The following is a 26,731-nucleotide window of genomic DNA, read 5'->3' as shown; positions in this document are numbered from 1 at the left end:
GATCGCTACTCTGCGGCGGGCAGGATCAGTTCCACCACCAGCCCGCTCCCATCCCTATCGCCCAGCGCGATATCGCCGCCGTGCCAGCGGGCCACGGCGGCGGCCATCGGCAGGCCCAGGCCGGATCCCGGGCGGGTGCGGCTGCGGTCCATGCGATAGAACCGGCGCAGCACCTTTTCCCGCTCTTCTGCCGGAATGCCGGGGCCATTGTCGGCCACGGTGAGCACAATATCGTCACCCCGCCGCTGCACCCGCAGGGCGATCGCGGGGGCGCCGGCAGCACCGGCGTGGTTGAGCGCATTGTCGAGCAGATTGGCCAGAGCCTGCGTCAGCAAGGCCGCATCGCCGGTTATGCGCAGGCCTGCGTCGGCCGACGCATCCAGCGCCAGCGTGCCGCCTGCATCCTCTATCACCGGACGATAGATTTCCCCCAGCGAGGCGGCCAGCGCGCCGGCATCGAGCGGCACCGGCTGCGCCGCTGCCCGGCCGCCTTCGACCTGGGACAGGGTCAGCAGAGCTTCGAACAATTCGGTGATGCGGGTGATATCGAGCACGGCAGCATCGATTTCCGCCTGGCGCCGGGCGGGATCATCGCCGACCTGTTCGAGATCTTCCAGCCGGTTGCGCAGGCGGCCGAGCGGCGTGCGCAGATCATGCGCGATCCCTTCGGATACGGTCTTGAGCGCTTCCATCGCCGCTTCCTGCCGGGCAAGCATGCGGTTGAGATTGCGGGCCAGATCGTCGAATTCGCGGCCGAAGCCGATCGCCGGCAGACGTTCGGCCGTGTGGCCGGAAATGATCCGTTCGACCGTGTTGTTCACCCCTTCCAGCCGGCGCAGGAACAGCCAGCCGATGGCCAGGCCTGCAGTCAGCGCCAGGGTGATCAGGCCCAGCCCGCTCCACAAGGCGAAGCTGCGCATGCCGCCGCGCAGTTCTTCCAGATGCTGGGTGTCACGCCCGATGGCGAGGAAGGTCCCGTCATTGGCCGTCTGGCTGAGCACCAGCATATTGGGTTTCTGGTCCGGCCAGCGCGCGGCGCGCGGCTTGTCACCAATGTTGCGGCGGAACCCTTCGGCATTGGCGGCGGCGCGGGTAAGACCGTTGGAGAAGGTGCGCCCATCGGGGGTGATGACGAGGAAGAGATAGCGCCGGCCATCGCGGTTGCGGGCCTGCGATTCGAGCATTTCGACCACATGATCGCCGCCCATGCCGGCCACATCGGTACGCATGATCGCCATCTGATGCTGCAGCCCTTCGCGCACCTCCGCCTCTGCAAAGCGGACGAAGCCGAAATCGACGATCGTCACCATGGCCGCACCGCCCAGGCCGAACAGGGCGGCAAACAGCAAGGCAAACCGCAGGCTGGCGGTGGACCAGAGGGCGCGCAGGTTCATGGGATGATCAGCCGACCAAGCCCTGTCGCAATCCGTTGCGGCTGTGCTTCGACAGGCTCAGCACGAGCGGATGTGGTGCAGCATCCAGCATGAGCATCCACCTTTGCCAAGTCGACACGATCACCAACCCCGCTCACCCTGAGCTTGTCGAAGGGTAGCCACCACCGCCCCGCCATCAGCGCGGCTCCTGCAACACATAGCCAACCCCGCGCACGGTGCGGATCAGTTCCGTATCGAACGCCTTGTCCACCTTGGACCGCAGCCGGCTGATATGCGCGTCGACGATGTTGGTCTTGGGATCGAAGTGGAATCCCCACAGGGCTTCGAGCAGCATGGTCCGCGTCACCACCTGGCCGGTGCGGCGGGCGAGGAATTCCAGCAGCTTGAATTCATGCGATGTCAGGTCGATCAGTTGGCCAGCGCGCGTCACCCGGTGTGCGCCGGGATCGACCGCCAGATCGCCCACCAGCAGCACATCGGCCTGGCGCGATGCCAGCGGCGGGCGGCGTTCGAGCGCCTGCAGGCGGGCGAGCAATTCGCTGAAGGCAAAGGGTTTGACCAGATAATCATCCGCCCCGGCATTCAGCCCTTCGACCCGATCTTCTACCGCCCCCAGCGCGGTCAGGATCAGGCAGGGCGATGCCACGCCGGCTTCGCGCACGGCGCGCAGAATATCCAGCCCGGCCATGGCCGGCAGCATGCGGTCGAGAATCAGCACGTCATAGGTGCCGTCCAGCGCCAGATCGAGCCCGGCATCGCCGCTGGCCGCCTCATCCACCACATGCCCCGCCTGGCGCAGCCCGCGCACGATGAAGCTGCGGGTCTTTTCATCGTCTTCAACGACCAGCGCCTTCACCGGAATGCCTCCTGCACGGGCCACTGTCCCATGCCGGGGTCATATCCGCGCGGCATAAGGCCCATCCACCGGCGATTTAATGTTCTCGTCATCTTGCGCGAATGTTTCCCGGTCTAATGACCTTAGCAAGTTAAGAATGCGAACCATTCTCATCGATCGGACGGTCGATAGTAAAAAGGACGGCCAATGCAAGCGCCTGCTTCCCCTGCCGGTTCCGATTTCCGGAACAGCTCCGCCCAGCGGGGCGCCCTCGGCGGGGAATGGGCTGGCATGGTTGCAGGCAGGATCGGGACCTTCCGGTGAAGATGATGATGAGAGACTATGCCTCAGGCGAAGCGAATGCCAACAGCCTTGATGCCCATGGCTTTGCCTCCGGCAGCATCGACGTGGTGAGCGATCCCCTCCCTGTGCCTGCAACGCCGACGGCAGACGCTGCCCTGCCCTGGGTCTTCGCCCTTTCGGCTGTGGAACGCCGGCTGTTCGCCACCGGATTGCAGCGGCGCCTGACCGCCGGCCCGGCCGCCACGCTGGGAGATCGGGTGCGCGCCTTCTTCGCCGCCCTGCCTGCGGACAGCCAGGCGCCGCAGGTGCTGGTCGGCGCCTTGCCCTTCGATCGCACGGCCGATGATCTGTTTTTCCAGCCGCAATCGCTGTCGGCCACGCCATGGAATGTCGCCGGGCAATGGCGCGCGGATGATCGCCACTGGCGCGTGCGCGGCGAACCCGACCGCAATGGCTATCAGGCTGCCGTCACCAAAGCCCTGGCCACCCTCGCCCAGGCGCGGGAAACCGCCGCCCCCGGCGAAAGTGTCATGACCAAGCTGGTCCTGTCGCGCAGCCTGCTGCTGGCCGCCGACCAGCCGATCGATCCGCTGGCCCTGTCCGTGCGGCTCACCGGCGATCCGGGCGCGGTGCGCTTCATCACCCCCACACTGAAAAGCCAGGCCCATCCGCAGACCGATGCCGATATCCGCCATCTGGTCGGCGCCACGCCCGAACTGCTGCTGCACAAACAGGGCGCCCAGATCCTGTCCCACCCGCTGGCCGGATCATCGCGCCGCAGCGCCGATCCCCGCGCGGACCACGCCGCCGCCGATGCGCTGCTGCATTCGCGCAAGGATCACCGCGAACATGGCTGGGTGGTGGAAGCCATTCTGGACGGGCTCGCCCCCTTCTGCTCCACGCTGTCCGCCCCCAGGGAGCCGGAACTCGTTTCAACGGAAACCATGTGGCATCTCGGCACAAGGATCGCGGGCACGCTGCGCCATCCGGACGATACCAATGCTGCCGAACTTGCCGCCGTGCTCCACCCCACCCCCGCCGTCGGCGGCACCCCGCGCGATACAGCGGTCAAGCTGATCGGCGAACTGGAAGGCTATGATCGTGGCTTCTACGCCGGGGCCGTCGGCTGGACCGACGCCAGCGGCGACGGCGCATTCTACGTCTCGCTCCGCTGCGCCGAAATCCACGGTCAGACCGCGCGCGTCTATGCCGGGGCCGGCATCGTCGAAGGATCCGATCCGGTGGCGGAAGCAGAGGAAACCTCCGCCAAGCTGCAGGCCGTGCTGCGCGCCCTGGGAGTGGACGAAACCGGCCGCCCGATCGATTGAGGGGGCGCAGGCGTTGTGGCTGTGCTTCGACAAGCTCAGCACGAGCGGATGTGGGAAAAGCGCCCAATGTGCTCTACGCCCGCCCTCCTCTCACCCCACTCACCACCCCCCGCTCAGCCCGAGCCCGTCGAGGGCCACGCGCCAACACCGCCCCCTTCCCTTTCCGTCCTCCCCACCCCAAGAGCATCACCATGACCACGCCCCCGCCGCGCCGCCTGCCATCCATCGCCACCTATGATCTGCCGGCAGAGGCGGATCTGCCGCCCTCGCGTGCAGACTGGCAGCTGGATCCGGTCCGTGCGGCGCTGCTGGTGCATGACATGCAGGCCTATTTCGTGGATGCTTTCGTGCCGCAGTCGGCGCCGATCGCGCCGGCCACTGCCGCCATCGCGCAGCTGATCGCCGGCGCCCGCGCGGCCGGGGTGCCGGTGTTCTACACCGCGCAGAATGGCGATCAGGATCGGCGCGATCGCGGCCTGCAGGCCGATCTCTGGGGCCCGGGCATGCGCCATATCGCCGAACATCAGCCGATCATCGAGCCGCTGGCGCCGGAGTCCGGCGATTTCGTGCTGACCAAGCATCGCTACAGCGCGTTTCAGCGCAGCAATCTGGAAACGCTGATGCGCGCACGCGGGCGCGATCAGCTGATCATCTGCGGGGTCTATGCCCATATCGGCTGCATGCTGACCGCCGGCGAAGCGTTTCAGCGCGACATCGAACCCTTCTTCGTGGCCGACGCGCTGGCCGATTTTTCGCGGGCCTGGCATGATGCCGCGCTGGATCAGGTGGCCGATTGCAGCGGCGTGGTGCTCTCCACGCGGCAGACGCTGGCGGCGCTGGATAAAGCGCCGCCAGAGCCGAAATAATCAGTCTTCCTGCGTATCGGCCGAACCCGGCTTCTCGATATCCTTGAGCAGAGCGTCCACCCCATCGACCAGGAAATTGAGGATCCGCTGATCGGTCAGCCGACCCTCGGCGATCTTCTCATGCACGGCGGGGATCACCGCCTGCGGATGCAGCACCTGGCGCACGCCGATGGCGGCCAGGGTTTCGTTCAATTGCGCATGCGCCCGCGCACCGCCCACGCCACCGGGGGATGAACTGAGCGTAAAGGCGGTCTTGCCCGCCAGCGCCGCCTTGCCCATCGGCCGCGATGCCCAGTCCAGCGCATTCTTCAGCACGCCCGAAATCCCGTGATTGTATTCGGGCGAAGCGATGATCACCCCATCCGCGTCCTTGATCGCCTGGCGCAGCTCGGCAACGCCGGCCGGCGCTTCATCGGTGTCGAGATCCTGATTGTAGAGAGGCACATTTTCCAGCGTCAGCACGCGGATATCGATCCGGTCGGCCAGCTTTTCAGCCAGCGTATGCAGAATGGCCGTGCTGAACGATTGCGAACGAATGCTGCCGGAAAGGGCAATCAGTGTGGGGCGCGACATAGGCTTCCTTGTGTCTGGCGGGAATGGGATGACTACCCATCATCATCGCAGATCGTTCCGACAATATGACTCTGCAACAAGACGGGGCAAGCTAGAGTTCGTAGGGATTGCCCGGTTCAAGGCGCATGTCCAACTGTTCCAGCGGGCGGCCATTTTCCAGCAGCTGGATTCGATCGCCTTCGATCACGATGCCGACGCAGTCGTTTCTCGTCCGCTTCCCTCCCGGCGGAAGGATGCACAGCAGTGTCTCGTCCTCGATCCACCATTTGGCCTGTTCAGCCTTGGCGCCCTGTCGGCCTTCACGCCCGACCGCCGTGCCATCCGGCCGCAGATACAGCAGGGCCGGCGGTTGATCGGAACCCAGATTGGTCTGGGTGGCCACCAGCGTGTTGCCGATCAGCCGGTCGATCGCTTCCCCGCCCACAATCCGCAGCGGTGGCGCCTCGGCAGGCGGAGCAATGACGATCTCCCCAGGCGGATCAACCGCACCCTGTGCGCCGGTTGGCAGCAGGGCTATCAACAACGACGCCACGCCTGCCGCGATCCCGGTCCCAATCGGCTGCGAGGCCATCACAGTTCGTAGGGATTGCCGGGCATCAGCTTCAGATTGAGCCCGAATTTTTCCGTGCCCTGGGCCAGTTCGACCTGATCGCCGATCACGGTCACGCCCATGCAATCATTGCTGTCGGGCTTGTCGCCCGGATCGACTATGCACAGCGTATCGCCCTCACCCACGGACCATTGACCGGGGCGGGTCTCGCCATCGCCCGTGGTCGAACGCGCCTTGGCCGTCCCGTCGGCGTTCAGATAGAATACCACGCCAGGATCGGATTCGGCCTGGCCCTCCACGGTGCCGACCAGCGAATTGCCGATCACCAGATCGATCGCTGCCCTGCCACTCACCGGGCCACTCACGGGAGCGGCGGCATCCTGCGCCTGGGCTGGCAGGGCGGTCAGCATCAGGCCGGCGATCGCGAGCAGGGTCATCTTCATCAGTTTTCCAATCGCAACATGTTACAATTTATAGGGATTGCCGGGCAGGATCTTCAGCGTGATCAACCGTTCGCCGTCCTCCAGCAAATCGGCGTGATCGCCATTGACCACCAGATCGAGGCATTGGAGCGTCGGGTCTTTATCCCCGGCCAGATTGGCGCACAGCTGACCGTTTTCGCCGATCTGCCAATTGCCCCGGCGCGGCTTGTCCGCCCCGGATTGCGCCCGTGCCGCCGCCCGGCCGCCTTCCGCGAAATGGAATATCACCGTGTCTTCGGGATCGGTCTTGCCATCGGGCGCGCCGATCAGCGTGTTGCCGACAACCCGTTCCACCGCCGCCCGCCCGGTCAACCCGCCAGAAGCCGGCGGCGGAGCAACCACCACTTCGGACCGTTCGCGGGGCGGCACGGGCATCGGCGGATGCGGCAGGTCGGCCCGTGCGGGCGCAGGAACCTCCACCGTCAGGACCGGGGGATCTTTCGACGCCTTGCCAGCCTTCTGCGCCTGCGCGGGGGTGCTGGCCAATGCGCCAGCCGCCAGACCGGCAGCAGCAAGCAAGGGACGGCAGATCAATCGCATTCGTCACGCTACCCGGCCCATCGCGCCAACTCAACTGTTGGGCGGGCATACCCACCTCGCCCCGTCCCGCCGCCGCAACGGACCGCCCTGGGACCGACAGATAACCGGGTATAACCACGCCATGGCCGGTTTTGACCCGCATCAAAGCGCAGCGCCCGCCACCCTGCCACAGCATCCGGGCACCGGCCGCCATGTTCCAGCCCCGGCAGTTGGTGCGACTTCCCTCCCTCACTCCACCCCGCTTCGGCGGGGTTTTTTCTGGCCGCAGACGTGCCAACTGCCGAAATGTTGTATCGCGGGCTGGGCCCAGACATGGAACCACTGCTCCATTCAGGCGCTGACAGGACAACACGCGGGGGGCATCACACGGCAATGATCAGCGGCAGGATCGCAAAGCGGCGGGCTATCGGCTACCGAACGGCATGATGCTGGCACTGCAGATCATTATCGGCCTGGTTCTGCTGCTGGCGCTGGCCGGGCTGGTGATCCGCGTGTCGCACCCTCTGCCCCCGCTCGAACCGCGCCCGCACAGCCGGCACTTCACCGACACCGTTGATACCCCGCTGGGCCAGTCGGTGACGCGGGCGCGGCAGGGCCAGCCCGATCATTGTTCGGGCGTGCATCTGCTGGAAAACGGGCGCGATGCCTTTGCCGCGCGCATCCTGCTGGCGCGGGCGGCGGTGCGCAGCCTGGATGTGCAATATTACATCTGGCACAATGATCTGTGCGGCACGCTGATGCTCGAAGCCATGCGGCAGGCGGCCGATCGCGGGGTGCGGGTGCGCCTGCTGCTGGATGACAACGGCATCGCCGGGCTCGATACGCTGCTGGCCGCGCTCGACCATCATCCCGAAATCGAAATCCGGCTGTTCAACCCCTTCGTGCTGCGGCGGCCCAAGATGCTCGGCTATCTGGCCGATTTCTTCCGCCTCAACCGCCGGATGCACAACAAATGCTTCATCGCCGATGGCCAGGCCGCGATCGTGGGCGGGCGCAATATTGGCGACGAATATTACGATGCCCGCGATGACGGGCAGTTTTCCGATCTCGATGTGCTCGCGATCGGCCCTGTGGTGGAAGACACGGCCCGCGATTTCGATCGCTATTGGGACAGCGAGAGCGCCTATCCTTCCGACCGGATTTTGCCGCCTGTGCCGGCGGAGGATCTGCCCGCGCTGATGGACCATGCCCGGCAGCTGGAACAGACGCCGGCGGCCAAGCGCTATATCCAGGCCATCGCCGACGAGCCCTTCATCGCGCAGATGCTGGGTGGGCAGCTGCAATTCGACTGGGCGGCCGTGCGGCTGATCAGCGACAATCCGGCCAAGGGCGTGGGCAAGGCCGGGCGCGACGGCATGCTCACCACCGCGCTGCTGGCCGCAATCGGCGAACCGCGCCGGGTGCTGCGGCTGGTGTCGGGCTATTTCGTGCCCACGGCCGATGGCGCCCGCAGCTTTGCCGAACAGGCGGCCAGCGGCGTGGATGTGGCGATCTTCACCAATGCCTTCGAAGCGACCGATGTCTGGGTGGTGCATGCCGGCTATGCCGAACGGCGCAAGGCCATGCTGCGCGCCGGCATCCGCCTGTTCGAAATGCGCGGGCCGGATCAGGATCTGGCCCCGAACGAGCATGCGGAGGCTGAGGCGGGCACTGTTCCGCCCGAAGAAACGGCCATCAGCGGTTTTCGGGAAAAATGGCGTCGCCGCCGGTTCCGCCATCGCCACCGCCGCCACCATCCGCGCCGCCGGCTGATCGGCACCGGCCCGGGCGGCGGCGGGCTGCGGCGGCGGGGCATTATCGGCAGCGGCGGGATAGGCGGCAGCGGTGGCCCCAACCCACGCGGCCAGGTGCTGCGTTCCAGCGCGACCACGCTGCATGCCAAGGTCTTCATCGTGGACGAGGAACGGCTGTTCATCGGATCGTTCAATTTCGATCCGCGATCGATGCATCTGAACACTGAACTCGGCTTCCTGATCGAAAGCCCTGCCCTGGCCCGCAAGGCCGCTCACAGCTTTGAAACCGAAACACCCCAGCGCGCCTATGAAGTGGTGCTGGCCGATGACGGCCGGCTCAACTGGATCGAACGCTGCCCCGATGGCCGGCAGGTGGTCCATACAACCGAACCGGGCATGAGCCTGTTCCAGCGCAGCGGCATCCGCCTGCTGTCGCATATGCCGATCGAGTGGCTGCTCTAGCCTTTCGACGCTCAGACCCGATACGCGCAGGTAGGGCGCACGGATGCGCAGGCAGGGCGTGGGCTGGCGGCCGCTCAGCCGGTGAAGAATTCCACCTGCACGGTCAGCTCGATCTCATCGGGTCGGTCGTCCGGAATCGCCGGCAGGGGTTGCGCGCGCTGCAGCGTGTCCAGCGCGGCGCGATCGAGCATCGCCGCCCCGGCGGAGCGGCTGACCCGGCTGGCCAACACCCGCCCCGCCCGGTTCATGCGGAAGGTGACATGGGCCACACCCTGCAACCGCCGCGCCCGCGCCGCCGCCGGATAGCGGCGATGGCGTTCCAGCTGCGCCATCACCAGCGCCTCCCAGCTCGCATCCTGGGCGCTGGACACTTGCCGCGCGGGCGGCGCGGGGGTGGATCGGGGGGCGGTCGTTTCCGGCACGGGATCGGCCGGCGCCACGGGCGGCACGGGCGGATTTACCGGCTGCGTCACCGGGGAAAGGCGCGGCAGGACGATGTCCGGCAGCGGATCGCGCCGCTCCGGCTCCACGATCTGGCGTTCCTGCTGTTCCACCTGATGCGGCCCTTCGGGCACCTCCCGCATGGGTTCGGGCGGGGCCTCCTCCCGGTCGAGATTGATGGCAATCATGGCAACGGGCGCCGCCATCGGCTGCACGATGCGCCAGGTCACCAGCATGACCGCCGCCAGCAGCATGAACAGCCCGACAGTGCCGCCCGCACCGGTGGCGCGGGTGCGCCAGCCGGTCGGCCGGTCGCTGTAACGCAGGGCGGCGGTGGTCATGCAGGCGGCTCAGCCCAGCCGGGCATCGGCCAGCGCCTGCACCCGCGCAAAGGCGGCATTCGCCCCGGAGATGACGCGCGCATCTTCCTCATCCGTCAGGGACACCGCATTGAGCGCCGCGGTAAAGGCCCGCCAATGGGCTGCCGGCCCTTCCTCCGCCGGGGCCAGATGGCGGGCACCGTAATCGTCCGACAGGCCGATCTTCGCCACCGCCTTGCGCAGCAGGGCCGCCCCCATGTTCGACCCTTCGGCAACATAGAGCCAGCCGAGCGCAGTCGGCCCATCCACCGCCCCGGCCGTGAAGGCCGGGACATCATCGGTTTCGGGCAAACCGCGCCCAAGATCGCGCAGATCCGCGGCGATCAGCCCGGACCGGCGACGATCCGCCAGTCCGGGCAGAAGCGCCTGCAGCCCCGCATCATCATAGAGCGCGTCAAGATCGCGGTGGAACAGATATTGCACCTCCGCAAAGCGGGCATAGCCTTCCACGCTGTCAAAGGCGGCGGCGGCCATGATCGATGTGTCGAGCCGATCATGGGTGTCGTGGGTCAGAACCTTCAGCCGTGCGGCGCGGCTGTCTGACCGGGTTTCCGAAACACTGGTATTCATGGGACAAACTCTCTCAGGAGGGTATTCATCAGAAGCGATAGGCAAAGCCGATACGGATGGCCTGGGTTACGGTCTCGCGGCTGGCCACGCGCCCTTCGACCACCGAGGCCGATCCGGTGACCTGGGTTTCGACCAGCTGGTATTGGCCGGTTTCCGGATCGAGCACATTCTGCCGCAGGACGTGATCCATGATCGCCCCCTTGCGCGCATCGGCAAAGCTGTAATCCTTGCTGCCGAAATCGCTGCGCAGATATTCACCGCGCACCGACCAGCGATCGCTGATGGCGAATTGCCCGCCCAGCCCGGCGACCCAGCCCAGATGGGTGCGGCTGTCATTCTCGCTGAACCGGAACGCGGTGCGGGTGGGCGTGGGAGAGGCGGAGCTGCCGATAAATTGATCGCGCTGCAGATCGTCGCGCCGGATGGCGAGACCGCCGGTGGCATAGAGCAGCACGCGGCCAAAGCCCTGCCCAATCCGGCCACGCAAGCTGCCATGCCAGTCATTCTGACTGCGATAGACCGCCTCCACGCTCTTGTAATTGGCCAGGCTCGTGGTTTCGGAGGAGATCAGATTGGTGCTGCCTTTCGACGTGTTGAGGCCAAAATCGCCCTCCACACCCAACACCAGGCCACTTGCGCTCTGCCAATTGTAGCCAGCGAGCAGGACGTGGGAGAGGCCGCTGTCGTCGAAGCTCTTGCTTTCCTGGGTCGCGGCACCCGCCATGGTGACCACGCTGATATCGCTGCTGGCATCGGCATAACCCGAAGCCACGCCGAGATAGAAGCCCGACCAATCCTTGCCGAAGACGCCCAGACGCGATTGATGCGGCAGTTCGGCGCGTTCCCGCTGGCGATCCGGCCCGCCGAAGCGACCGGTGACGCTGAGCCGGACGAGCCGCCCCGGCGAAGGCGTGCGCGCACGGCTGAGCGCATCGAGATAGAAGCGGTTGGCGATGTTTTCCGCGCTGGCGCTAACGGTCACATAGTCGGTGATGTCGAGGCTGCCGAACAGATCGAACACCGCATAGGGGTTCCATTCCGATGCCACGCTGCTGCCGCCATAGACGGCCTGCCGCCCGACTGCACGCTTGCCGGCAAACACCGTGCGCGCGCCCAACGTCAGCCGATCATCGAAGAAGCGCCCGCCCAGCGTGACCGCGCCCGAATATTTCGGCGGCACGGCTTCGGACCGGTAATCTTCCCCGCTGGTGAAACGCCCGCAGGGCAGGAAGCTGTTTTCGCCCGTGGGCGCACAGAACTGCACATCGGTGTAGTAATTGACCTGGCCTTCCAGGAACCAGCCGCCGATGTTGTAATCCAGCGATGCCTCCACCCCGCGGAAATGGACCTGGGGGATATTGGTATAGGTCCGGTAATTGGTTTCCAGCCCGAAGCTGGTGCCATATTCGCGCATGATGAAATCGGTGTAGCGATTGTCGAAATAGACCAGCTTGGTCTGCAGCCGATCATTCCCCAGCACGCCATCCTGCAGCACATTGATGCCATATTCGATATTGCGTGATTTTTCCGGCCGCAGCGAGGGATTGGGCCGGATCAGCGTATCCATATCGAGCAGGGTTTCGCGCAAGGTCGCCGGGCGCCAGCCTTCCGAATAGCTGGCGAAGATCTGGATACCATCGGTGGGTGTCAGGGTGAAGGATGCGCGCGGGTTGAGCCGGCTGCCATCGAGCCCGAGTTCTTCGGTGTTGCGCCAGTTGTCGCCACGCGTGCTGAAGAATTCATAGCTGAGCCCGCCGGACAGGCGCGCCCAATCGTTGAGATCGAGATCGGCATTGGCATAGACGCGCCCGAGCTTGCGCACGCCGTCGAAGGTCATGTTGTCGCCCCAGATCGGTGCCGGATCCTGCCGGGTGGAGCCATCTTCAACCGAATATTGCCCGCCGTAACGCAGCGCCAGTTCACCGATGCCGGTGCCGACGAGCGAGGTGTTCCACAGATCGAAACCCTTGGTGACGGATTCGGTGCGCAGATTGTAAGCGCCCCAGAAATCTTCCACATCGCTGATATAGGCTTCGGCCCGCAGATCGATCAGATCATTGCCGGCCGGATTCCAGCGATATTTGGCGGTGTAGATGTTCGACACGACATCGCTGAGCGCTGCCTGTTCGATCCACGACCACTGGCTGAAGGGGTTGTTTCCATCAGGATATTCTTCCCCATGGACACTGTCATAACGGACATAGCCGAGTTCCAGCGCATGGCCGTTGCCGAAACGGGCGGTGCCCTTCACCAGCACGGATTGCGTATCGCGCGAGGTGTTGAAGATCTCCCCACCCTTGCCATAGAGCGAGATCGGATGTTCGGTGGCAACGCCGGTGCGGCTGACCAGCGAGGTCCGGTCATTGCCCACCGTCCCGGCGGTGTAATTGCCATTGCGCCGTTCCACGAAGGACCCGACCAGTTCGAACACATCGCCCCGGTAGGCGGCGGCGATGGAAAGATTGCGTGCGTCGGTGGTGAGCCCGCCGCGTTCGAACCGCTGGGTGCGGGTCAGCGCGGCCGGTGGTTCCTGGCTGTTGTCGGCAATGCCGGCCTTCACCCGCACGCCGAAGCTGTTGCCTTCCCCCACCAGATCACTGGCCACCAGCGTGCGCATATTGACCACGCCGCCCATGGAACCCGCGCCATAGGCCCCGGCCGACGGCCCCTTGCTGATATCGATCCCGCCGATCAGATCGGGATCGATGAAGCTGCGGCTGCTGGTGCCGCCATAACCGCGATACATGCTGGTCTGCTGCGATGCGCCATCGATCAGCGTGGCCACCCGGCCCATGCCCTGCATGCCGCGAATGTTGAGATCGAGCGACTGGCCATTGCGGTTGCCGGCGGATATGACGCCCGGCGTGCTGAGGAAGATATCGCCGGTGGAGGTGGGCGGCACGCGATCGATCTGTTCGCGGCTGACATGGGCGACGCTGCCCGGCGTGCGATAGGGCGCGATGGCAGCGGCGGCGCGATCATTGTCGCCATCGCCCGCAGTGCCGGCCGCGCCGGCGCTATCGCCCGAACCTTCCACCCGCAGCGTGCCGAGCTGGACGGCGTTTCCCGCCGCAGCCGGCGCCGGTTCCAGCGTGAAGCTGTTGCCGCCGGTCTGGCGATAGCTCAGCCCCGTGCCTTCCAGCAGGCGCGAGAGCGCGGCCACGGGGGATGCCACGCCCGATACCGCCGCCGAACGCTTGCCCGCCGACATATCGGCCGGATAGCTGACCACCACGCCGGTCTGCGCCATCAATTGCCGGATCGCTGCATCCAGCGGCTGCGCGGCGATGGTGATCGTCTGCCCCGCAGTGCGGCCCTGACCCTGCGCCTGGGCCTCAACGGCAGGCAAGACGATGCCAGCAGTCCCGGCCAGCAACGCAGCGGCCAGGTGTACGCGCGACGCGATCATGAATTTCCCCTTTGACCGACCGCATCGACCCGTCGTCAACGCTATTGCAAGTCAGTCTCGTAACAGGAGACGCAAAGCCACTGGCGATCCTGCAAGAACGACCGGGATTTTTATGCAAACCGGTCAGCGCAGGATCAGCACCCGGTCGCTCACCCGCGTCAGCCGGGTGCCGGAAAGGCGCGCCAATTCCTCCATCGCGGCCACCGGGTCGGAGAGATTGAGGCCCCCGCTGATTCGCACGCCCGCGGCCCGATCATTGGCGATCACGATCCAGCCCCGGTGATACCGGCGCAATTCATCGGCCACCGCCGCCACCGGCTGGTTGGAGAAATAATGCCGCTGCTGCGTCCAGGCGAAGCTTTCCAGCGTGTTGATCGCCCGCACCGGCGTGAGTTGCCCAGCCACCAGCGCCCCCGCCTGCCCCGCGCGCACGATCCGTGCGCCGGCAGCGGGCGTGCCGATGTCCACCACCCCATCGGCCACGGCGACATGTTCGCCGGCATCATCGCGCATCACCGAAAAGCTGGTGCCGATATCGCGGATCTCCGCGTCGCCGCTTAGCACCCTGAGCGGCCGGTCATCGGGCGCCACGGCCACGAACACCCGCCCGCGCAGCACGCGGATTTCGCGGCCCTTGTCCGTCATCACCACATCGATGGCCGATCCGCTGTCCAGCGTGACCGTGCTGCCATCAGCGAGCGTGGTGGCGGCGATCTGCCCCACCCATGTGGCGTGATCGGCCGGCCAAGCCAGCGTGGTGCCGGTCAGCCGCAAGCCGGCCCCCATCCCCAGCGTCAGACACAGGGCCAGCCCCAAGGTGGTGGCCGCAGCAACCCCGCGATGGCGCGGCCGGGCGCGCTTGGCAGCGCCGGCGAAGCTGGCTGAACCCCAGAGGTTTTCGATCCTTGCATAAGCATCGCCATGGCGCGGATCGGCGGCCTGCCAGCGGGCAAAACCGGGGGCATCGGCATCATCGCCGCGATTGGCGACGAACCAGGACAGCGCCGCCTGATCGATATCGGAAAGCTGTTGCGGCGCGGTCATCCCATCCCCTTGCGCAGGCGTCTTCCGACCAAGACGCATGGAGGGGGCCAAAGCTGCAACCGCATTCATGATTCATATCCGGCCAACAGGATCAGGCACTGCCCGATCGCGCGTTCGAGATCGTTGGACACTGTGCGTACCGATATGTTCAGTTCGGCCGCGATGCGCGGATAGGTCCAGCCTTCCACCCGGCTCAACACCAGCACCCGCCGCGCCCGCGCGGGCAGCTGACGCAATGCAGCGACGAAGATCTTCTGCTGTTCCGCCGCAAGCAGCTGCGCATCGGCCAGCGGCGCATCACCCGCCACCTCCAGCGCGGCGGCGTCGATGGAGCCCGCTTCCAGATGGGCACGCACCTTGCGCCGGCGCAGATGATCGATCGAAAGATTGGCGGCAATCCGGTGGAGATAGGCCTTCAGGCTGCGGATCGGCGCCTTGCCCTGCGGTTCCGCCTCCGCCAGCTGAGCCAGCGCGCGGATCCACGCTTCCTGAACGATATCTTCCGCATCACTGCGCGACCGCACCCGCCGCTCCACACTCGCCACCAGCGCATGCTGATGATCGCGAACGAAGGGCGTGATGCCGGAATCGCTCAAGCAGCGATCGCAGGATGACGGACGGAGTGCATGCCCCATGGTTAGTGATCATGCGAATTGGTCGCAATAAGAAATTTCTCATGCGTCTGCTTTGACGGTCGGGCGGCCCTTCAACAGAGCCGCCCTCCTCTCATCACCCGATGAAGCGCAGCAAATCCGCATTCAGCCGCTCCGGCGCGGTAGCGAACAGGCCGTGTGCTTCGCCTTCATATTCGATCAGCTGCGCGCCGGGGATGCCGGCGGCGGCGGCACGCGCAGTCGCGTCGATGGGCACGGTCTTGTCATCCGTGCCGTGGATGATCAGCGTGGGCACGGTGAAGGAAGCCAGATCGGGGCGGAAATCTGTCCGGCCGAAGGCATCGACGCAGGCGATCGTCGCGCGCGGGCTGGCCATGCAGGCGAGCAGGAAGGTCCAGTCCAGCACACCCTGGCTCACCGGCTTGCTGACCCAGCCTACGCCATAGAACTGCTTGGCGAAAGTCTGGAGGAAGGCGAAGCGATCCTGCCGGATTTGCGCCTTCATGTCTTCCAGCACGCTGTCGTCGACGCCATGGGGATTGTCGTGGGTTTTCAGCACATAGGGCACGACAGAACCGATCAGCACCACATTGGCGACCCGGGCGGCGCCGTGGCGGGAAAGATAGCGGGCGATTTCGCCGCCACCCATGGAAAAGCCGATCAGGCTGGCCTGCTGCACATCCAGTTCGGTCAGCACTGCAGCCAGATCATCGGCGAAGGTATCATAATCATAATCGCCGGCGACATGCTCTGACTGGCCGAAACCGCGCCGGTCATAGGTGATCACGCGGTATCCCGCTTCCAGCAGCGCCAGTGACTGATATTCGAACATGTCGCCGGTCAGCGGCCAGCCGTGGATCAGCACGACGGGGCGCCCCTCACCATTGTCCTTGACGTGCAGATGGGTGCCGTCGCGCGATGTGATGGATGGCATGCGGTTTTCTCCTGCGGGATTTGCGGGGGTCGGTGCCTGCTCAACATCCCGGCGGTAAAGCCGTTCCCGTTGATGGGTGGCAGCGATCAACCGGCGACCGCCGCCCGCGTGCTGGCCTCTATCGCCCGCTGCAATTCCGCCTGGTTGAACGGTTTGCCCAGCCGGTGGACCAGCGGGCCATCGCCCACCGGCGTTTCTCCATAGCCGGTGGCCAGGATCACCGGGAGATCGGGCCGGTCGGCGCGCAAATGCTGGATCAGCTGGCTGCCGGTCATCCCCGGCATGGCCTGATCGGTCACCAGCAGGCTGACATCGGGGCGCGCCTGCATGATCTGCAGCGCCTCTGCCCCCGAAGATGCCTCCAGCACCTCATGCCCCAGATCTTCGAGCAGCGCGGCGGTATTCATCAGAATGATGACATCGTCATCCACCGCCAGCACCACCTGCCTGCTGCCCACCGGCAATTCCGCTTCGCTATCAGCCGGCACCAGCGCCGGGCTCTGCGCCTTGTCCGGCGCCAGCCAGATATGCGCAAGCGTGCCACGCCCCAGAGTGCTTTCCAGCTGCAGCGCGCCGCCCAATTGCCGGGCAAACCCATGCACCATCGACAGGCCCAGCCCGGTCCCCTTGCCCACCCCCTTGGTGGTGAAGAATGGGTCGGCCGCGCGGGCCAGCGTCGCATGGTCCATGCCCCGCCCCCGATCGGCCACGGTCAATTGCACGAAAGGGCCCGCCCCCAGATCAGGAACATCGCCGGCAGCCAGTTCACGCAGATCGGCACAAATGTCAATCGTGCCACCTTCGGGCATGGCATCGCGGGCATTCACAACCAGGTTCAGCAGCGCCATTTCCAGCTGATTGGTATCGGCATGCACGCAGGGCAGGCCGGGCGGAAAGCGGGTGCGGATATCGAATGCCGGGCCGAGCGAGCTTTGCAGCAGATCCATCAGCCCCAGCACCAGCTGACGCAAATCGACATCTTCGGTCTGCAGTTCCTGCTGCCGCGCAAAGGCAAGCATCCGCTGGGTCAGGGCGGCACCCCGTTCGGTCGCTTTCAATCCGTTCGCGATCAGCCGTTCAACTTGTGGATCGGACTCGATCCGCTTGCGGATCAGTTCCAGCCCGCTGTGAACAGCCATGAGTATATTGTTGAAATCATGCGCCACACCGCCGGTCAGCTGACCGATCGCCTCCATCTTCTGCGATTGTCTCAGCGCGTCTTCAGCCAGCGCCAGTTGTTCCAGGCCGCGCTTCTGTTCGGTGATGTCACGGCCATAACCATAGGCCAGGCCATCCTCCATGGATGTGTGCCAGGAAATCCAGCGACATCCACCGTCCGCCGTGCGGAAACGGTTTTCGTAACCGGTCAGATCGCCCTCATGGATCGCCTCATCCAGGGCCTGTGCGGTGGATGAACTGTCATCCGGCAGCACGAAATCATCGAAATGCCGCCCGATCACATCGGCGACATCATGCCCCAGGATCCGGGTCCATGCCGGGCTGACGGACTGGAATATGCCATCCGTCCCCACGACCACCATCAGATCGCGCGCATGCGACCAGACCCGATCGGCGCGTTGCCTTTCCCGGTCAAGCGTGGCGGTGTTGGCCAGGGCCCCGCCGATCTGCGTTGCCAGCAGCGTGGCGAAATCGCCGATCTTGCCATCTCCCATACGATAGGGATTGAGGCCCAGGATCAGCGATCCCATCGCTGGCTGGTCAGGAGCGCCGGGGATGGGAACGATCATCGCATCTCGCGGCGCAATCGCCCACGGGCCCGCAGGCCAATCCGTTTTCGCATTCAGCGGGAAGACCCGACCATCGGCCGGATGATCCCATTCCAGTGACCGCAGGCCATCACTGTCAGGGTGGAAGCTGATCGCCCCCTTTCCGTCCGCCAGTTGCATCAGCGCGAAGGGAAAATCACGGCGATCCAGCCCCAGCACGGATTGCACTGCCTGGATAACCGCCGCCTCATCCGTTTTCCCCGCCAGCGCCAGGCCGAGCCGGCGCAGCGTGTCGAGGTGGCGTTCGCTGATGACGCGTTCGGTTTCTTCGGTGACGATGCAAAGCAGCCCGCCCACAGAACCATCGGCGTCCTGCAACGGACTGTAGGAGAAGCTGTGATAGGTTTCTTCCGGAAACCCGCTGCGTTCCAGCAACAACAAGAGGGCCTTGTTCCAGGTCGCTTCGCCGTTGCGGACCCGTGCCACCTGATCGGCGACATCTGCGTAAACCTCCGACCACACTTCCTGCAATGGTCGGCCCAGCATTACCGGGTGCTTGATGCCCAGCGTCGGAATATAGGCGTCATTGTAAAAGAAATTGAGCTCGGGCCCCCAGCCCAGCCACATTTCGAAACGCGATGTCAGAAGCATCCGCAGCGGGATCTTCAGACCCTCACGCCAGTTGCGCGGATCGCCCAAGGGGGTGGCGGCCCAGTCACGCCCGCGCATTTCCCGCGCCATTTCACTGTCGCCGGGGAATATATCGCGCAGGTCGGATACCGCTGCGGCCATGCCATGCTCCTGTCCCATCCAGACCACCAACGAACGCGCCGGGGATTGGTTGCGGCTGTGGCCGGGTTTCAGACGCCCGGCTGCGGATAAGCTGGCACTGTTGCCCGCTGGCACCTTTGCCGCCCGCCCGCTCTGCCCTATGGGGGCGGCGTGAGCGCATCGATCGTCATCGGCACCGGCCCCAATGGGGCGTCCGTCAAAATGGACATTGAAGAACTGCTGGCCACGCGCCTGCTGGTTCAGGGCAATTCGGGTTCGGGCAAATCGCATCTGCTGCGCCGCCTGCTGGAAGAAAGCGCCCCGCTGGTGCAGCAGGTGGTGATCGATCCCGAAGGGGACTTCGTCTCGCTGGCCGAACCCTTCGGCCATGTGGTGATCGATGGCGCCGACTATAATCAGAACGAAATCGTGCAGATGGCTGCGCGGATCCGCCGCCATCGCGCATCCGCCATTCTCGCGCTCGACGGGCTGGAGCTGGAAGCGCAGATGCGCTGCGCCGCGCAGTTCATGGCCGCGCTGTTCGATGCGCCGCGCGAACAATGGTTCCCCGCACTGGTGGTGGTGGACGAAGCACAGATGTTTGCGCCGGCCGCCGCCGGCGATGTGTCGGACGAGGTGCGCCGGCTGTCGCTGGCCGCCATGACCAATGTCATGTGCCGGGGCCGCAAGCGCGGGCTGGCCGGGATCATCGCCACGCAGCGGCTGGCCAAGCTGGCCAAGAATGTCGCTGCAGAGGCGAGCAATTTCCTGATGGGCCGGACCTTCCTCGACATCGATATGGCGCGTGCTGCCGATCTGCTGGGGATGGACCGGCGGCAGGCCGAACAGATCCGCGACCTTGAACGTGGCGAATTCCTGGGCTTGGGCCCGGCCGTTTCCCGGCGGGCGATTTCCGTGCGCATCGGCGAAGTGAAAACCTCGGCGCGCAATGTCGTGGGCGGGCTGATGCCCATGCCATCGGCCCCGACCGAGGATCTGCATGCGCTGATCCATGCCGAATGGTCCGACGAGGAACAGCCCGGCCTGTTCGGCAGCGGCGGGGCCCGTGTGGAGCCACGCGTTGATACGGGCGAGCTGATGAACCGCATCGCCGATTTCACCCTGGCGCCCGTGCCGGGAAGCGAGAGTGCAGAGCCGAAAAACAGCGAATCCGGCGGGGACGATCTGTTCCGCGCCGCCGCCGTGCCCGCCCCGCCCAGCCTGCCGCCGGATGAGGTGCGGGTAATCCTGTCCGAAATCCTGGCCGATATGGCGGCGGAAGAAGATGCGACCTTCCAGGGCGCGCCGACGCTGTTTCAGGATTTCACCCTGCGGTGCCGCATGCGCCAGATCGGCGCCCATGTCGGCGATGTCGCCAAATTCCGCCGCCGTTTTGCCGTCGCCATCGCCGGCATCAACGATCCCGACGCGCCCGAATGGGCCGCGCTGATGGGTCTGGCCGAAAGCGTGCCCGACGATCTGCTCGCCCCCTTCCTCGTCATCGCCCATGCGGCGAGCGAGGGCGCGCCCTGCCCCGAGGATGAAGTGCTCGCCCGCGCCTATGGCACGCGGTCATCCGGCCGCATCCGCCGCCTGCTCGAACATCTGGAGAAGAGCGGGCTGATCGTGGTGCGTACCGATTTCCAGGGGCGCCGCTCCATCGGCATTCCGCACCTGGGGCTGAGCACGGCGGCCGTCTGAGGCTCCCGACGGCATGTGTCGCGACCAGCGTTATTATTCTGGTGTGTGCGATGCCAGCACGGTCAAGACGCCACCCGTGGTCTGCGGGTTTATCGGCGATTGGGTGATCAGCACGGTCGCGCCCGGAGTGATGGCCCGCAGCAGATGTTCGCGGAAGGCAGGGGGCATGCGGGCGGCGTTCAGCATGCCGATGTCGGCCGGCTTCCCCTGCTCCCCCAGATGCCCGGGGACGCCCGCATAGATCCAGTGCGGGTCGCTGTCCGTCGCCCCGGAAGCATAGGTCAACACATGGGTTTCGAAATCCCGGTCCGGCAAGGCAATCCGGGCGCGCCCGATCTCCGCTCCGTTGCGCAACGTGATAAGCCGCTGATCACTGCGCGATATGATGATGGTCAACGGTCCTTCCGGGGCCTTATGCGGTTCCCAGCGGAAGGGTTCGCCGGGAGCCAGCGGAACATGCTCGGGTCCGCTCTGCTGTGGATCGAGCACACCCGCACCCGCGCCTGCGGTTGGCCTGCCCGCCTGGCCAGCGACGATCACCGTCCCTCCCAGATCAGTTATACCGAACAGCAGGCGCGAGAATTCCAGCGGCAGATGGATACAGCCATGGCTTTCGGGATAGCCGGGCAGACCGCCAGCATGCAGCGCCACCCCGTCCCAGGTCAGCCGTTCCTGATAGGGCATGGACGCGTTGTTGTAGGTGCTGGACCGGTGTTTGGCATCCTTCTGCAGGATGGTGAACACGCCGGTGGGTGTTTCATGACCGGGCTTACCCGTGGAAACGGTGGACACGCCGATCCGCACGCCATTACGATAGACAGTTGCAGTCTGGGCAGAAAGATCGACATAGACGGTCACCGGCCCCTGCGGCGCAATGGCGGGTGCCCAGACCCATTGGCCGGGTTGCAGCCGCTCCGCCTGGCGTGCCAGTTCGACGGCCGAGCTGACATTCGCACCCTGCGCCAGCGCTTCCCCAGCGCAGGAAAGGAGCAACAAAGAACCAAGAACCACGCGCCCGATCATGGATTCTTCCCTTGTTTCCGATGGTTGTTGATTCGCATCGCCCCCTGCTTCCCCAATCCGCAATATTTGTTCGATAGAGGACCATTGTTACGCTTGGCTGTCGAACCTTCATGTGACAACCTTGATACTGATACAAGAAACGGGGGAACCATCATGCGCAAGATTCTTGGCTGTATCCTGTCGATCTCGCTGTTGGCGGTTCCCCTCCCCCTGTTGGCCGATACGCCAAGCGGGGTATCCGATCTGGTAGGCGCGCGCGGCGCAGGCGGCGAAACCCAGCTGCAGGAACGCGGCTATATCCACATCAAGACGGACAGGGGCGATGACCGTGCCTGGAGCTATTGGTGGCAGCCGCAGCGCAAGCAGTGCCTGTCAATTGCCGTGGTAGAAGGACGTTTCGATTCCATCACAGAAACGCCCGCACCGGATTGCAACCAATCCGCATCGAGCGGTAGCGGCGACAGGGCAGCGGCGATCGCGGTGGGTGCCGCCGCGCTGATCGGAGTGATCGCGCTGGCGCATCAATCGCATCATCATGACGACGGCCAGCACGCCGGGGACGAGGCGAGCGATGCCGCCTTCGAACGCGGATATCGCGACGGGCTCTATTCGCAGGATTATCACAATCCCGATCGGTCGGATCAATATTCCAGCGGTTACGGTGCGGGTGTGAACCAGCGGCAGCGGGAGACCGAACATCGCGATCAGGATGGCCGGGGCGCCGCCGGCTATGCCCCCAAGGTCAATCTGAACGATCTGCTGACCGCGCGCGCACCGGGTGCGGAAACGCAGCTGAGCCAGCGCGGCTTCATGAATGTCTATGGTTATCAGGTTACCGATACGTCCTATACCTTCTGGTATAACCGTGCCACGGCACAATGCGTTCAGGTGGCGGTAACAGACGGACGGGTGCGGTATATCTCCGCCATTCGAGAGGCGTCCTGCCAGTCTCACCAGCGCTGATCCCGATCACGGAACCAGGGCATGGATTTTCTGAAGCTGATCCGTTCGTTCGGCGATCTGCTGTTCGAAGTGCTGAGCTGGCTCATCTATTATCCGCGCACACTCTGGTTGGTTCTTATCCACCCTCTGCAAATGATTGATTATTCAAATCATGAGCAAGGGGATAGTGAGGAAGAACAATACACGGACACACTGGCTCCGCCCCTACTTCTGTTTCTCACGATCCTTGTTTTGCATTTCCTTGCATTGGGCTTGGGGCGAAGTGAGCATATCGCTGCGGCGAACGACACCGTGCAGACCATGGTGAATTCCGACCAGAATCTGGTTCTGCTTCGGTCTTTCCTGTTCGGATTGCTGCCACTTTTCGCCGCGCTGAACTATGTGCGGAAACGCAAGCTGCCGCTCGAGCGCAAGCACCTTCGCCCGCCCTTTTTTGGACAATGCTACCTCGCCGCTGTGTATGCTCTCATGATCTCCACTTCCATGGGTGTCGCTCGGGCCCATTTCAGTGGCGCGGCCTTGGCAGGCGCCGGAATGTTCTTCGCAGGCACAGTCTGGTACTGGGCTGTTCAAGCGACCCAGTTCCACCGATCTCTGGGTATTTCATGGCTGCATGCCCTCGCAAGCGCCATATGGGTGTATCTCGAAGCGCTGTTCTATCTGGTAGTCGTTGCTATCCTGTTGGCTGGCGGAATCTGATGGTCCTCAGTCGAATTCTTCCACAAGTTCCACCACTTCGAAATCATGCCCCAACCATCCGCGCTGGCGCGAAGCCTCGGCCGTGGCGGCTTTCTTGCCGGTCGCCTCTTTCAGCGATCGGGCGTGGCCCCAAAACACCTCAGTCTTGCCGTTTTCCAGCTGGGCGACGATGCGCCAGTAATGGGTAAAGGGCGAAGCGGTAGGGCCGATTTTCTTGACATAGCCATCCGCCATGGTCGCAATCAGATAGCGTTTTCTCTTAGCCATGGCCGGCTGATAGCCCAGACTGCCGGTCGGCGCACCGTCGGCGCATCGGACAGTTGCCGATTGGACAATCCGCGCGGCACAGGCCAAGGGCGCTGCATACACCCTTTTCATGCCGGAGGCCGTCATGGCTGATCTCTATCTCAAAGCCCTGGAATCCGAACGCAAGCGGTTGTGGGCCGAATGCCGGCTGAAAGGCCTGGCAAAACACACGCCGGAGCGGCTGCGCATTGCCGAGCTGGATGGCCTGCTGGCCGCACACAAGGCCAAGAAGGAGGGCAAGGCTGGCTGACGCCAGCCCTGCGCTGATCTTGTCCCTTACCCCTGATGCAGCACCGGCTGCTCCGGGGTGACGACATATTGGGCCAGCGTGCTGATCTGCCCACCCTGCTGTTCGACCTGGTCCATCACCTTCACATCGGTGCGCCATTCCTTCTCGTTGATGTCGAACAGCTGGTAACCGCGCCGGTCGGTGTAGAGTTCGAAATGCGGGTTGTGCCGCAGCATATGCTCCAGCCCCGCCGTCCCCTTGCCATTGCCGTTTGAGGTGATGGAGGCGGCCTGGAACTCCACCGCCACCTTCTCCCCATCGGGCGCCTCGTCATTGGCGGGCACGCTGCCGACCAGATGGCGGTGATGGTCGCCGGTGGCGATCACCACATTGGTCAGTTCATGGCGGCGGATGCTGTCGATCAGCCGCTTGCGTGCCGGGCGATATCCATCCCACAAATCGGTGGCGAATTTGCCCTCGGTCGCGTCGGCCGCGCGGAAATCGACCGGCATGACGATGATCTGCTGCGCCAGCAGGTTCCAGGCTGCGCCATTGCCCTGCGCCGCGCTGAGTCCATCATCCAGCCAGCGTTCCTGCGCGCGGCCAAGCACATCGGGTGAATTGAGCATCTCCCGCGGGCAAGGCTGGATCTTGCCGTCATTGCAAACCTGATCGCTGCGATAGGACCGCGTATCCAGCACATGCATCCGCATCAGCCGGCCGTAATCGAGCCGGCGATAGGCGGTCAGCCCGCCCGTGGTCGGGAATTGCGCGCGGCGCACCGGCATATTCTCATACCAGGCCTGCAGCCCGGCATAGCGGCGCAGATGGAACACCGCCGGATCGCTGCCATCCTGATCGAAATCGCTGACCCAATTGTTATCGATCTCATGATCGTCGAACGAACAGGCGAAGGCTACAGCGGCATGGGCCGCGCGCAGGGCCGGATCGCATTTATACTGGGCGTAGCGGCGGCGGTAATCCTCTATGCTGTAGATCTCGTTGCCGACATGCTGCCGCGCGGCGGTCCAGGTGCCTTCGCGCGGGCCAAGCGGGGTTGCGCCGCTTTCATAGATGTAATCGCCATAATGGAACACCAGATCGAGATCGGGTTCGCGCGCGATGTGCCCCCAGGCATCGTAGAAGCCCATTTCGAAATTCTGGCAGCCGGCCACGGCGATGCGCAGCCGATCCACCGCCGCCCCCGCCGCCGGCGCCGTGCGCACGGTGCCCACTTCGCTGACGTCCGAACCGGCGGTGGCGAAGCGATAGAAATAGGGGCGCTGCGGCGCCAGCCCGCCGATTTCGACATGCACCGAATGGCCCAGTTCCGGGATCGCCATGGTTTCGCCCCGGCGCACCACGCGTGTGAAGCCCTGGTCCTCGGCCACTTCCCACAGCACCGGCACGCGCGCCGCAGGCATGCCGCCATGTTCTTCCAGTGGGCGCGGCGCCAGGCGGGTCCAGATCACGAAGCCATCGGGCCACGGGTCACCTGCCGCCACGCCCAGCGTGAAGGGATCGGCGCCCAGCGGTCCGCGAAACACCGGTCCGGTGAATTCCTGCGCCATCAGCAGGCGCGGCGAAAGCGCCGCCAGCAGGCCCAGCCCGGCGGCCGCCTTCAGCAAATCGCGACGATCGGTAACCAGGGAATTTTTCATGACGCAGCGCCCGTTTGTATCGGGCTTTTGCCCTGTTGGCCGCCGCCATGGCCGTGCTGTGTTGCAGTTTGGGGAAAGCGTTTGATAAGACCGGGCAATGATCAGGGAAGGCCCTGCCTTAGGGAAGGATAGCCGATGATGTCACGCCCGCTTCGTTCCGCCATTCTGGTGCTGGCTTTGCTGGCATCCCCGACCGCCGTCGTCGCGCAGCCCGCCGGCACTCCCCCTGCCCAGCGCGATCCGGCGCTGGATGATGATGCCGCGCTGCTGGAACAGGCGATCGCCCGGCTGGAAGGCAATTATGGCGATATCCTGTCCGATGTGGGCTGCGATGCGCCGACCATCACCGCACACAAATTGCTCTGCGATTCCGCCGACAATCCCAATCTGCTACTCTGGCGGATGAGCCGGCTGGACGACATGGCCTGGGCCTATGCCTATGAAAACGCGACCGGCACAGAGATCGATCGGGCCAATGTGCCGCTCGACGCGGCATTCATCGCCGAACGCGATGCCTGCACCGATGTCGATTGCCTGCATCAAGTGCTGATCCGTCATACCAATGACAGCCTTGGTGGTGAAACACCCTATCGGTAATCGACAGGCCTACAGAGGGAGAATGCTTTGATGAACCGACATCTGCTTGCCCTGGCGCTGACCGGCGCGCTTTTTCCCCTGAGCGGCTGCAGCGCCGCCGAATCCGCCGCAGTTGCGCCGGTGAATGAGGAAGAGGCGCAGGCCGTGCGCGAAGCGGCCAATGCCGCGCAGGCCGCACGCGCCCCCAGCCGTGCCGAAGCTCCGCCGCTGACCGAATATGTGGGCAAATATCCGTTCGATGAAGTTGCCGGGATAGCCTGGAACGATCACCCGCTGGTGAAGGCCGGTATCGCCAGGACGGTGACCGACCCTGCGGTGCGCGACGCCATGGCCACGGTCAAAGGCCCGTCCGCCCCGATCGCGCTGCAGGATGGCAAGGTGGCGGCATGGTCATGCCAGCAGCACCGCTGCGGCGAACATTCCTGGTCGGTCATGGTCGATCCTGCCAGCGGCGCGACCGATGTCTGCTATATGAAGGACCCAGCGATGGAGAACCAATCCCGCTGGTTCCTGGCCGATGGGACGCAGGAAACCCGCCAGACCGATTGTTCGCTCAAGAGCTGACGCAAGGGGAGCGGATGGCCGGCAAGCCATCC

25 protein-coding genes are annotated in these 26,731 nt (G+C 64.8%); 9 read left to right on the top strand and 16 right to left on the bottom strand.

Annotation, left to right across the window (positions count from 1 at the left end):
• Positions 1-5: 5 nt before the first annotated feature.
• Positions 6-1,394: a sensor histidine kinase gene (locus tag GRI97_RS11360; RefSeq protein ID WP_161391294.1), complete on the bottom strand. Its 1,389-nt coding sequence runs from the start codon at positions 1,392-1,394 to the stop codon at positions 6-8.
• Positions 1,395-1,569: 175 nt separating this feature from the next.
• A complete protein-coding gene (locus GRI97_RS11355; protein ID WP_328598539.1) occupies positions 1,570-2,274 on the bottom strand; it encodes a response regulator transcription factor in 705 nt (234 codons plus the stop codon).
• A 284-nt stretch (positions 2,275-2,558) separates the two neighbouring features.
• Between GRI97_RS11355 and GRI97_RS11350 the strand changes: the two genes are divergently transcribed.
• Together GRI97_RS11350 and GRI97_RS11345 are read left to right on the top strand one after the other, a co-directional pair.
• Positions 2,559-3,860, top strand: a complete 1,302-nt coding sequence (locus GRI97_RS11350; RefSeq protein WP_235917770.1) for an isochorismate synthase — start codon at positions 2,559-2,561, stop codon at positions 3,858-3,860.
• 191 nt (positions 3,861-4,051) lie between these two features.
• Positions 4,052-4,726 (top strand): isochorismatase family protein, encoded by a 675-nt coding sequence (locus GRI97_RS11345; RefSeq protein ID WP_161391292.1) that lies wholly within the window; start codon positions 4,052-4,054, stop codon positions 4,724-4,726.
• On the opposite strand, the gene GRI97_RS11340 is transcribed toward GRI97_RS11345, so the two are convergent.
• From GRI97_RS11340 to GRI97_RS11325, 4 genes are all read right to left on the bottom strand, one after another.
• Complete coding sequence (locus GRI97_RS11340) at positions 4,727-5,299, bottom strand: NADPH-dependent FMN reductase (RefSeq protein ID WP_161391291.1); 573 nt, start codon at positions 5,297-5,299, stop codon at positions 4,727-4,729. It abuts the gene before it with no gap.
• A gap of 91 nt (positions 5,300-5,390) precedes the next feature.
• Positions 5,391-5,831 (bottom strand): hypothetical protein, encoded by a 441-nt coding sequence (locus GRI97_RS11335; RefSeq protein WP_235917769.1) that lies wholly within the window; start codon positions 5,829-5,831, stop codon positions 5,391-5,393.
• A gap of 38 nt (positions 5,832-5,869) precedes the next feature.
• Positions 5,870-6,292 carry a hypothetical protein gene (locus GRI97_RS11330; protein WP_161391289.1) on the bottom strand — a complete coding sequence of 141 codons (423 nt, stop codon included), beginning with the start codon at positions 6,290-6,292 and terminating at the stop codon, positions 5,870-5,872.
• 21 nt (positions 6,293-6,313) lie between these two features.
• A complete protein-coding gene (locus GRI97_RS11325) occupies positions 6,314-6,850 on the bottom strand; it encodes a hypothetical protein (protein WP_161391288.1) in 537 nt (178 codons plus the stop codon).
• A 443-nt stretch (positions 6,851-7,293) separates the two neighbouring features.
• Between GRI97_RS11325 and GRI97_RS11320 the strand changes: the two genes are divergently transcribed.
• On the top strand, positions 7,294-9,066 hold the full coding sequence (locus GRI97_RS11320) for a phospholipase D family protein (protein ID WP_235917768.1): 1,773 nt from the start codon (positions 7,294-7,296) through the stop codon (positions 9,064-9,066).
• Positions 9,067-9,140: 74 nt separating this feature from the next.
• On the opposite strand, the gene GRI97_RS11315 is transcribed toward GRI97_RS11320, so the two are convergent.
• From GRI97_RS11315 to GRI97_RS11285, 7 genes are all read right to left on the bottom strand, one after another.
• On the bottom strand, positions 9,141-9,848 hold the full coding sequence (locus GRI97_RS11315) for an energy transducer TonB family protein (protein ID WP_161391287.1): 708 nt from the start codon (positions 9,846-9,848) through the stop codon (positions 9,141-9,143).
• A gap of 9 nt (positions 9,849-9,857) precedes the next feature.
• Entirely contained in the window at positions 9,858-10,457 is a 600-nt protein-coding gene (locus tag GRI97_RS11310) for a biliverdin-producing heme oxygenase (protein WP_161391286.1), read from the bottom strand.
• Between the two features lie 28 nt (positions 10,458-10,485).
• Positions 10,486-13,866, bottom strand: a complete 3,381-nt coding sequence (locus tag GRI97_RS11305; RefSeq protein ID WP_161391285.1) for a TonB-dependent receptor domain-containing protein — start codon at positions 13,864-13,866, stop codon at positions 10,486-10,488.
• Between the two features lie 123 nt (positions 13,867-13,989).
• The gene (locus tag GRI97_RS11300; RefSeq protein WP_161391284.1) at positions 13,990-14,910 is read right to left on the bottom strand and encodes a FecR family protein; all 921 of its coding nucleotides are present in this window, start codon (positions 14,908-14,910) and stop codon (positions 13,990-13,992) included.
• A gap of 65 nt (positions 14,911-14,975) precedes the next feature.
• Complete coding sequence (locus GRI97_RS11295) at positions 14,976-15,545, bottom strand: RNA polymerase sigma factor (RefSeq protein ID WP_161391283.1); 570 nt, start codon at positions 15,543-15,545, stop codon at positions 14,976-14,978.
• Positions 15,546-15,639: 94 nt separating this feature from the next.
• Positions 15,640-16,458: an alpha/beta fold hydrolase gene (locus GRI97_RS11290; RefSeq protein ID WP_161391282.1), complete on the bottom strand. Its 819-nt coding sequence runs from the start codon at positions 16,456-16,458 to the stop codon at positions 15,640-15,642.
• 86 nt (positions 16,459-16,544) lie between these two features.
• Positions 16,545-18,977, bottom strand: a complete 2,433-nt coding sequence (locus GRI97_RS11285) for a PAS domain-containing protein (protein WP_161391281.1) — start codon at positions 18,975-18,977, stop codon at positions 16,545-16,547.
• Positions 18,978-19,127: 150 nt separating this feature from the next.
• On the opposite strand from GRI97_RS11285, the gene GRI97_RS11280 reads away from it, so the two are divergent.
• A complete protein-coding gene (locus GRI97_RS11280; RefSeq protein ID WP_161391280.1) occupies positions 19,128-20,657 on the top strand; it encodes a helicase HerA domain-containing protein in 1,530 nt (509 codons plus the stop codon).
• 33 nt (positions 20,658-20,690) lie between these two features.
• Here GRI97_RS11280 and GRI97_RS11275 read toward each other — a convergent pair whose 3' ends face one another.
• Positions 20,691-21,680 (bottom strand): L,D-transpeptidase, encoded by a 990-nt coding sequence (locus tag GRI97_RS11275; protein WP_161391279.1) that lies wholly within the window; start codon positions 21,678-21,680, stop codon positions 20,691-20,693.
• Positions 21,681-21,833: 153 nt separating this feature from the next.
• Here GRI97_RS11275 and GRI97_RS11270 point away from each other — a divergent pair, with 153 nt between their 5' ends.
• Together GRI97_RS11270 and GRI97_RS11265 are read left to right on the top strand one after the other, a co-directional pair.
• Positions 21,834-22,643, top strand: coding sequence for a hypothetical protein (locus GRI97_RS11270; RefSeq protein WP_161391278.1), 810 nt, complete (start codon positions 21,834-21,836; stop codon positions 22,641-22,643).
• Between the two features lie 21 nt (positions 22,644-22,664).
• Positions 22,665-23,342, top strand: a complete 678-nt coding sequence (locus GRI97_RS11265) for a hypothetical protein (protein WP_161391277.1) — start codon at positions 22,665-22,667, stop codon at positions 23,340-23,342.
• A 6-nt stretch (positions 23,343-23,348) separates the two neighbouring features.
• Here GRI97_RS11265 and GRI97_RS11260 read toward each other — a convergent pair whose 3' ends face one another.
• Complete coding sequence (locus tag GRI97_RS11260; protein WP_161391276.1) at positions 23,349-23,609, bottom strand: hypothetical protein; 261 nt, start codon at positions 23,607-23,609, stop codon at positions 23,349-23,351.
• Between the two features lie 124 nt (positions 23,610-23,733).
• Here GRI97_RS11260 and GRI97_RS18420 point away from each other — a divergent pair, with 124 nt between their 5' ends.
• Positions 23,734-23,898 (top strand): hypothetical protein, encoded by a 165-nt coding sequence (locus GRI97_RS18420; RefSeq protein WP_202392718.1) that lies wholly within the window; start codon positions 23,734-23,736, stop codon positions 23,896-23,898.
• A gap of 26 nt (positions 23,899-23,924) precedes the next feature.
• Here the strand turns inward: GRI97_RS18420 and GRI97_RS11255 are convergent, their stop codons facing one another.
• On the bottom strand, positions 23,925-25,538 hold the full coding sequence (locus GRI97_RS11255; RefSeq protein WP_161391275.1) for an alkaline phosphatase D family protein: 1,614 nt from the start codon (positions 25,536-25,538) through the stop codon (positions 23,925-23,927).
• 138 nt (positions 25,539-25,676) lie between these two features.
• Here GRI97_RS11255 and GRI97_RS11250 point away from each other — a divergent pair, with 138 nt between their 5' ends.
• Complete coding sequence (locus tag GRI97_RS11250) at positions 25,677-26,135, top strand: hypothetical protein (protein ID WP_161391274.1); 459 nt, start codon at positions 25,677-25,679, stop codon at positions 26,133-26,135.
• A 30-nt stretch (positions 26,136-26,165) separates the two neighbouring features.
• A complete protein-coding gene (locus GRI97_RS11245; RefSeq protein ID WP_161391273.1) occupies positions 26,166-26,699 on the top strand; it encodes a hypothetical protein in 534 nt (177 codons plus the stop codon).
• Positions 26,700-26,731: the final 32 nt, after the last annotated feature.

The sequence above is a fragment of the Croceibacterium xixiisoli genome, assembly GCF_009827305.1.
In the GTDB taxonomy this organism is placed as follows: domain Bacteria; phylum Pseudomonadota; class Alphaproteobacteria; order Sphingomonadales; family Sphingomonadaceae; genus Croceibacterium_C; species Croceibacterium_C xixiisoli.
The sequence above is the reverse complement of the archived record's forward strand: the minus strand, read 5'-3'. Positions and strand labels throughout refer to the sequence as shown.

Bases quoted from the DNA above. Each gene is read 5' to 3' on its own strand.
- GRI97_RS18420 (WP_202392718.1), top strand. From the start codon at position 23,734: ATGGCTGATCTCTATCTCAAAGCCCTGGAATCCGAACGCAAGCGGTTG.
- GRI97_RS11295 (WP_161391283.1), bottom strand. From the start codon at position 15,545: ATGGGGCATGCACTCCGTCCGTCATCCTGCGATCGCTGCTTGAGCGAT.
- GRI97_RS11360 (WP_161391294.1), bottom strand. From the start codon at position 1,394: ATGAACCTGCGCGCCCTCTGGTCCACCGCCAGCCTGCGGTTTGCCTTG.
- GRI97_RS11290 (WP_161391282.1), bottom strand. From the start codon at position 16,458: ATGCCATCCATCACATCGCGCGACGGCACCCATCTGCACGTCAAGGAC.
- GRI97_RS11260 (WP_161391276.1), bottom strand. From the start codon at position 23,609: ATGGCTAAGAGAAAACGCTATCTGATTGCGACCATGGCGGATGGCTAT.
- GRI97_RS11285 (WP_161391281.1), bottom strand. From the start codon at position 18,977: ATGGCCGCAGCGGTATCCGACCTGCGCGATATATTCCCCGGCGACAGT.
- GRI97_RS11270 (WP_161391278.1), top strand. From the start codon at position 21,834: ATGCGCAAGATTCTTGGCTGTATCCTGTCGATCTCGCTGTTGGCGGTT.
- GRI97_RS11315 (WP_161391287.1), bottom strand. From the start codon at position 9,848: ATGACCACCGCCGCCCTGCGTTACAGCGACCGGCCGACCGGCTGGCGC.
- GRI97_RS11320 (WP_235917768.1), top strand. From the start codon at position 7,294: ATGATGCTGGCACTGCAGATCATTATCGGCCTGGTTCTGCTGCTGGCG.
- GRI97_RS11250 (WP_161391274.1), top strand. From the start codon at position 25,677: ATGTCACGCCCGCTTCGTTCCGCCATTCTGGTGCTGGCTTTGCTGGCA.
- GRI97_RS11330 (WP_161391289.1), bottom strand. From the start codon at position 6,292: ATGAAGATGACCCTGCTCGCGATCGCCGGCCTGATGCTGACCGCCCTG.
- GRI97_RS11275 (WP_161391279.1), bottom strand. From the start codon at position 21,680: ATGATCGGGCGCGTGGTTCTTGGTTCTTTGTTGCTCCTTTCCTGCGCT.
- GRI97_RS11300 (WP_161391284.1), bottom strand. From the start codon at position 14,910: ATGACCGCGCCGCAACAGCTTTCCGATATCGATCAGGCGGCGCTGTCC.
- GRI97_RS11265 (WP_161391277.1), top strand. From the start codon at position 22,665: ATGGATTTTCTGAAGCTGATCCGTTCGTTCGGCGATCTGCTGTTCGAA.
- GRI97_RS11310 (WP_161391286.1), bottom strand. From the start codon at position 10,457: ATGAATACCAGTGTTTCGGAAACCCGGTCAGACAGCCGCGCCGCACGG.
- GRI97_RS11350 (WP_235917770.1), top strand. From the start codon at position 2,559: ATGATGAGAGACTATGCCTCAGGCGAAGCGAATGCCAACAGCCTTGAT.
- GRI97_RS11255 (WP_161391275.1), bottom strand. From the start codon at position 25,538: ATGAAAAATTCCCTGGTTACCGATCGTCGCGATTTGCTGAAGGCGGCC.
- GRI97_RS11305 (WP_161391285.1), bottom strand. From the start codon at position 13,866: ATGATCGCGTCGCGCGTACACCTGGCCGCTGCGTTGCTGGCCGGGACT.
- GRI97_RS11245 (WP_161391273.1), top strand. From the start codon at position 26,166: ATGAACCGACATCTGCTTGCCCTGGCGCTGACCGGCGCGCTTTTTCCC.
- GRI97_RS11345 (WP_161391292.1), top strand. From the start codon at position 4,052: ATGACCACGCCCCCGCCGCGCCGCCTGCCATCCATCGCCACCTATGAT.
- GRI97_RS11340 (WP_161391291.1), bottom strand. From the start codon at position 5,299: ATGTCGCGCCCCACACTGATTGCCCTTTCCGGCAGCATTCGTTCGCAA.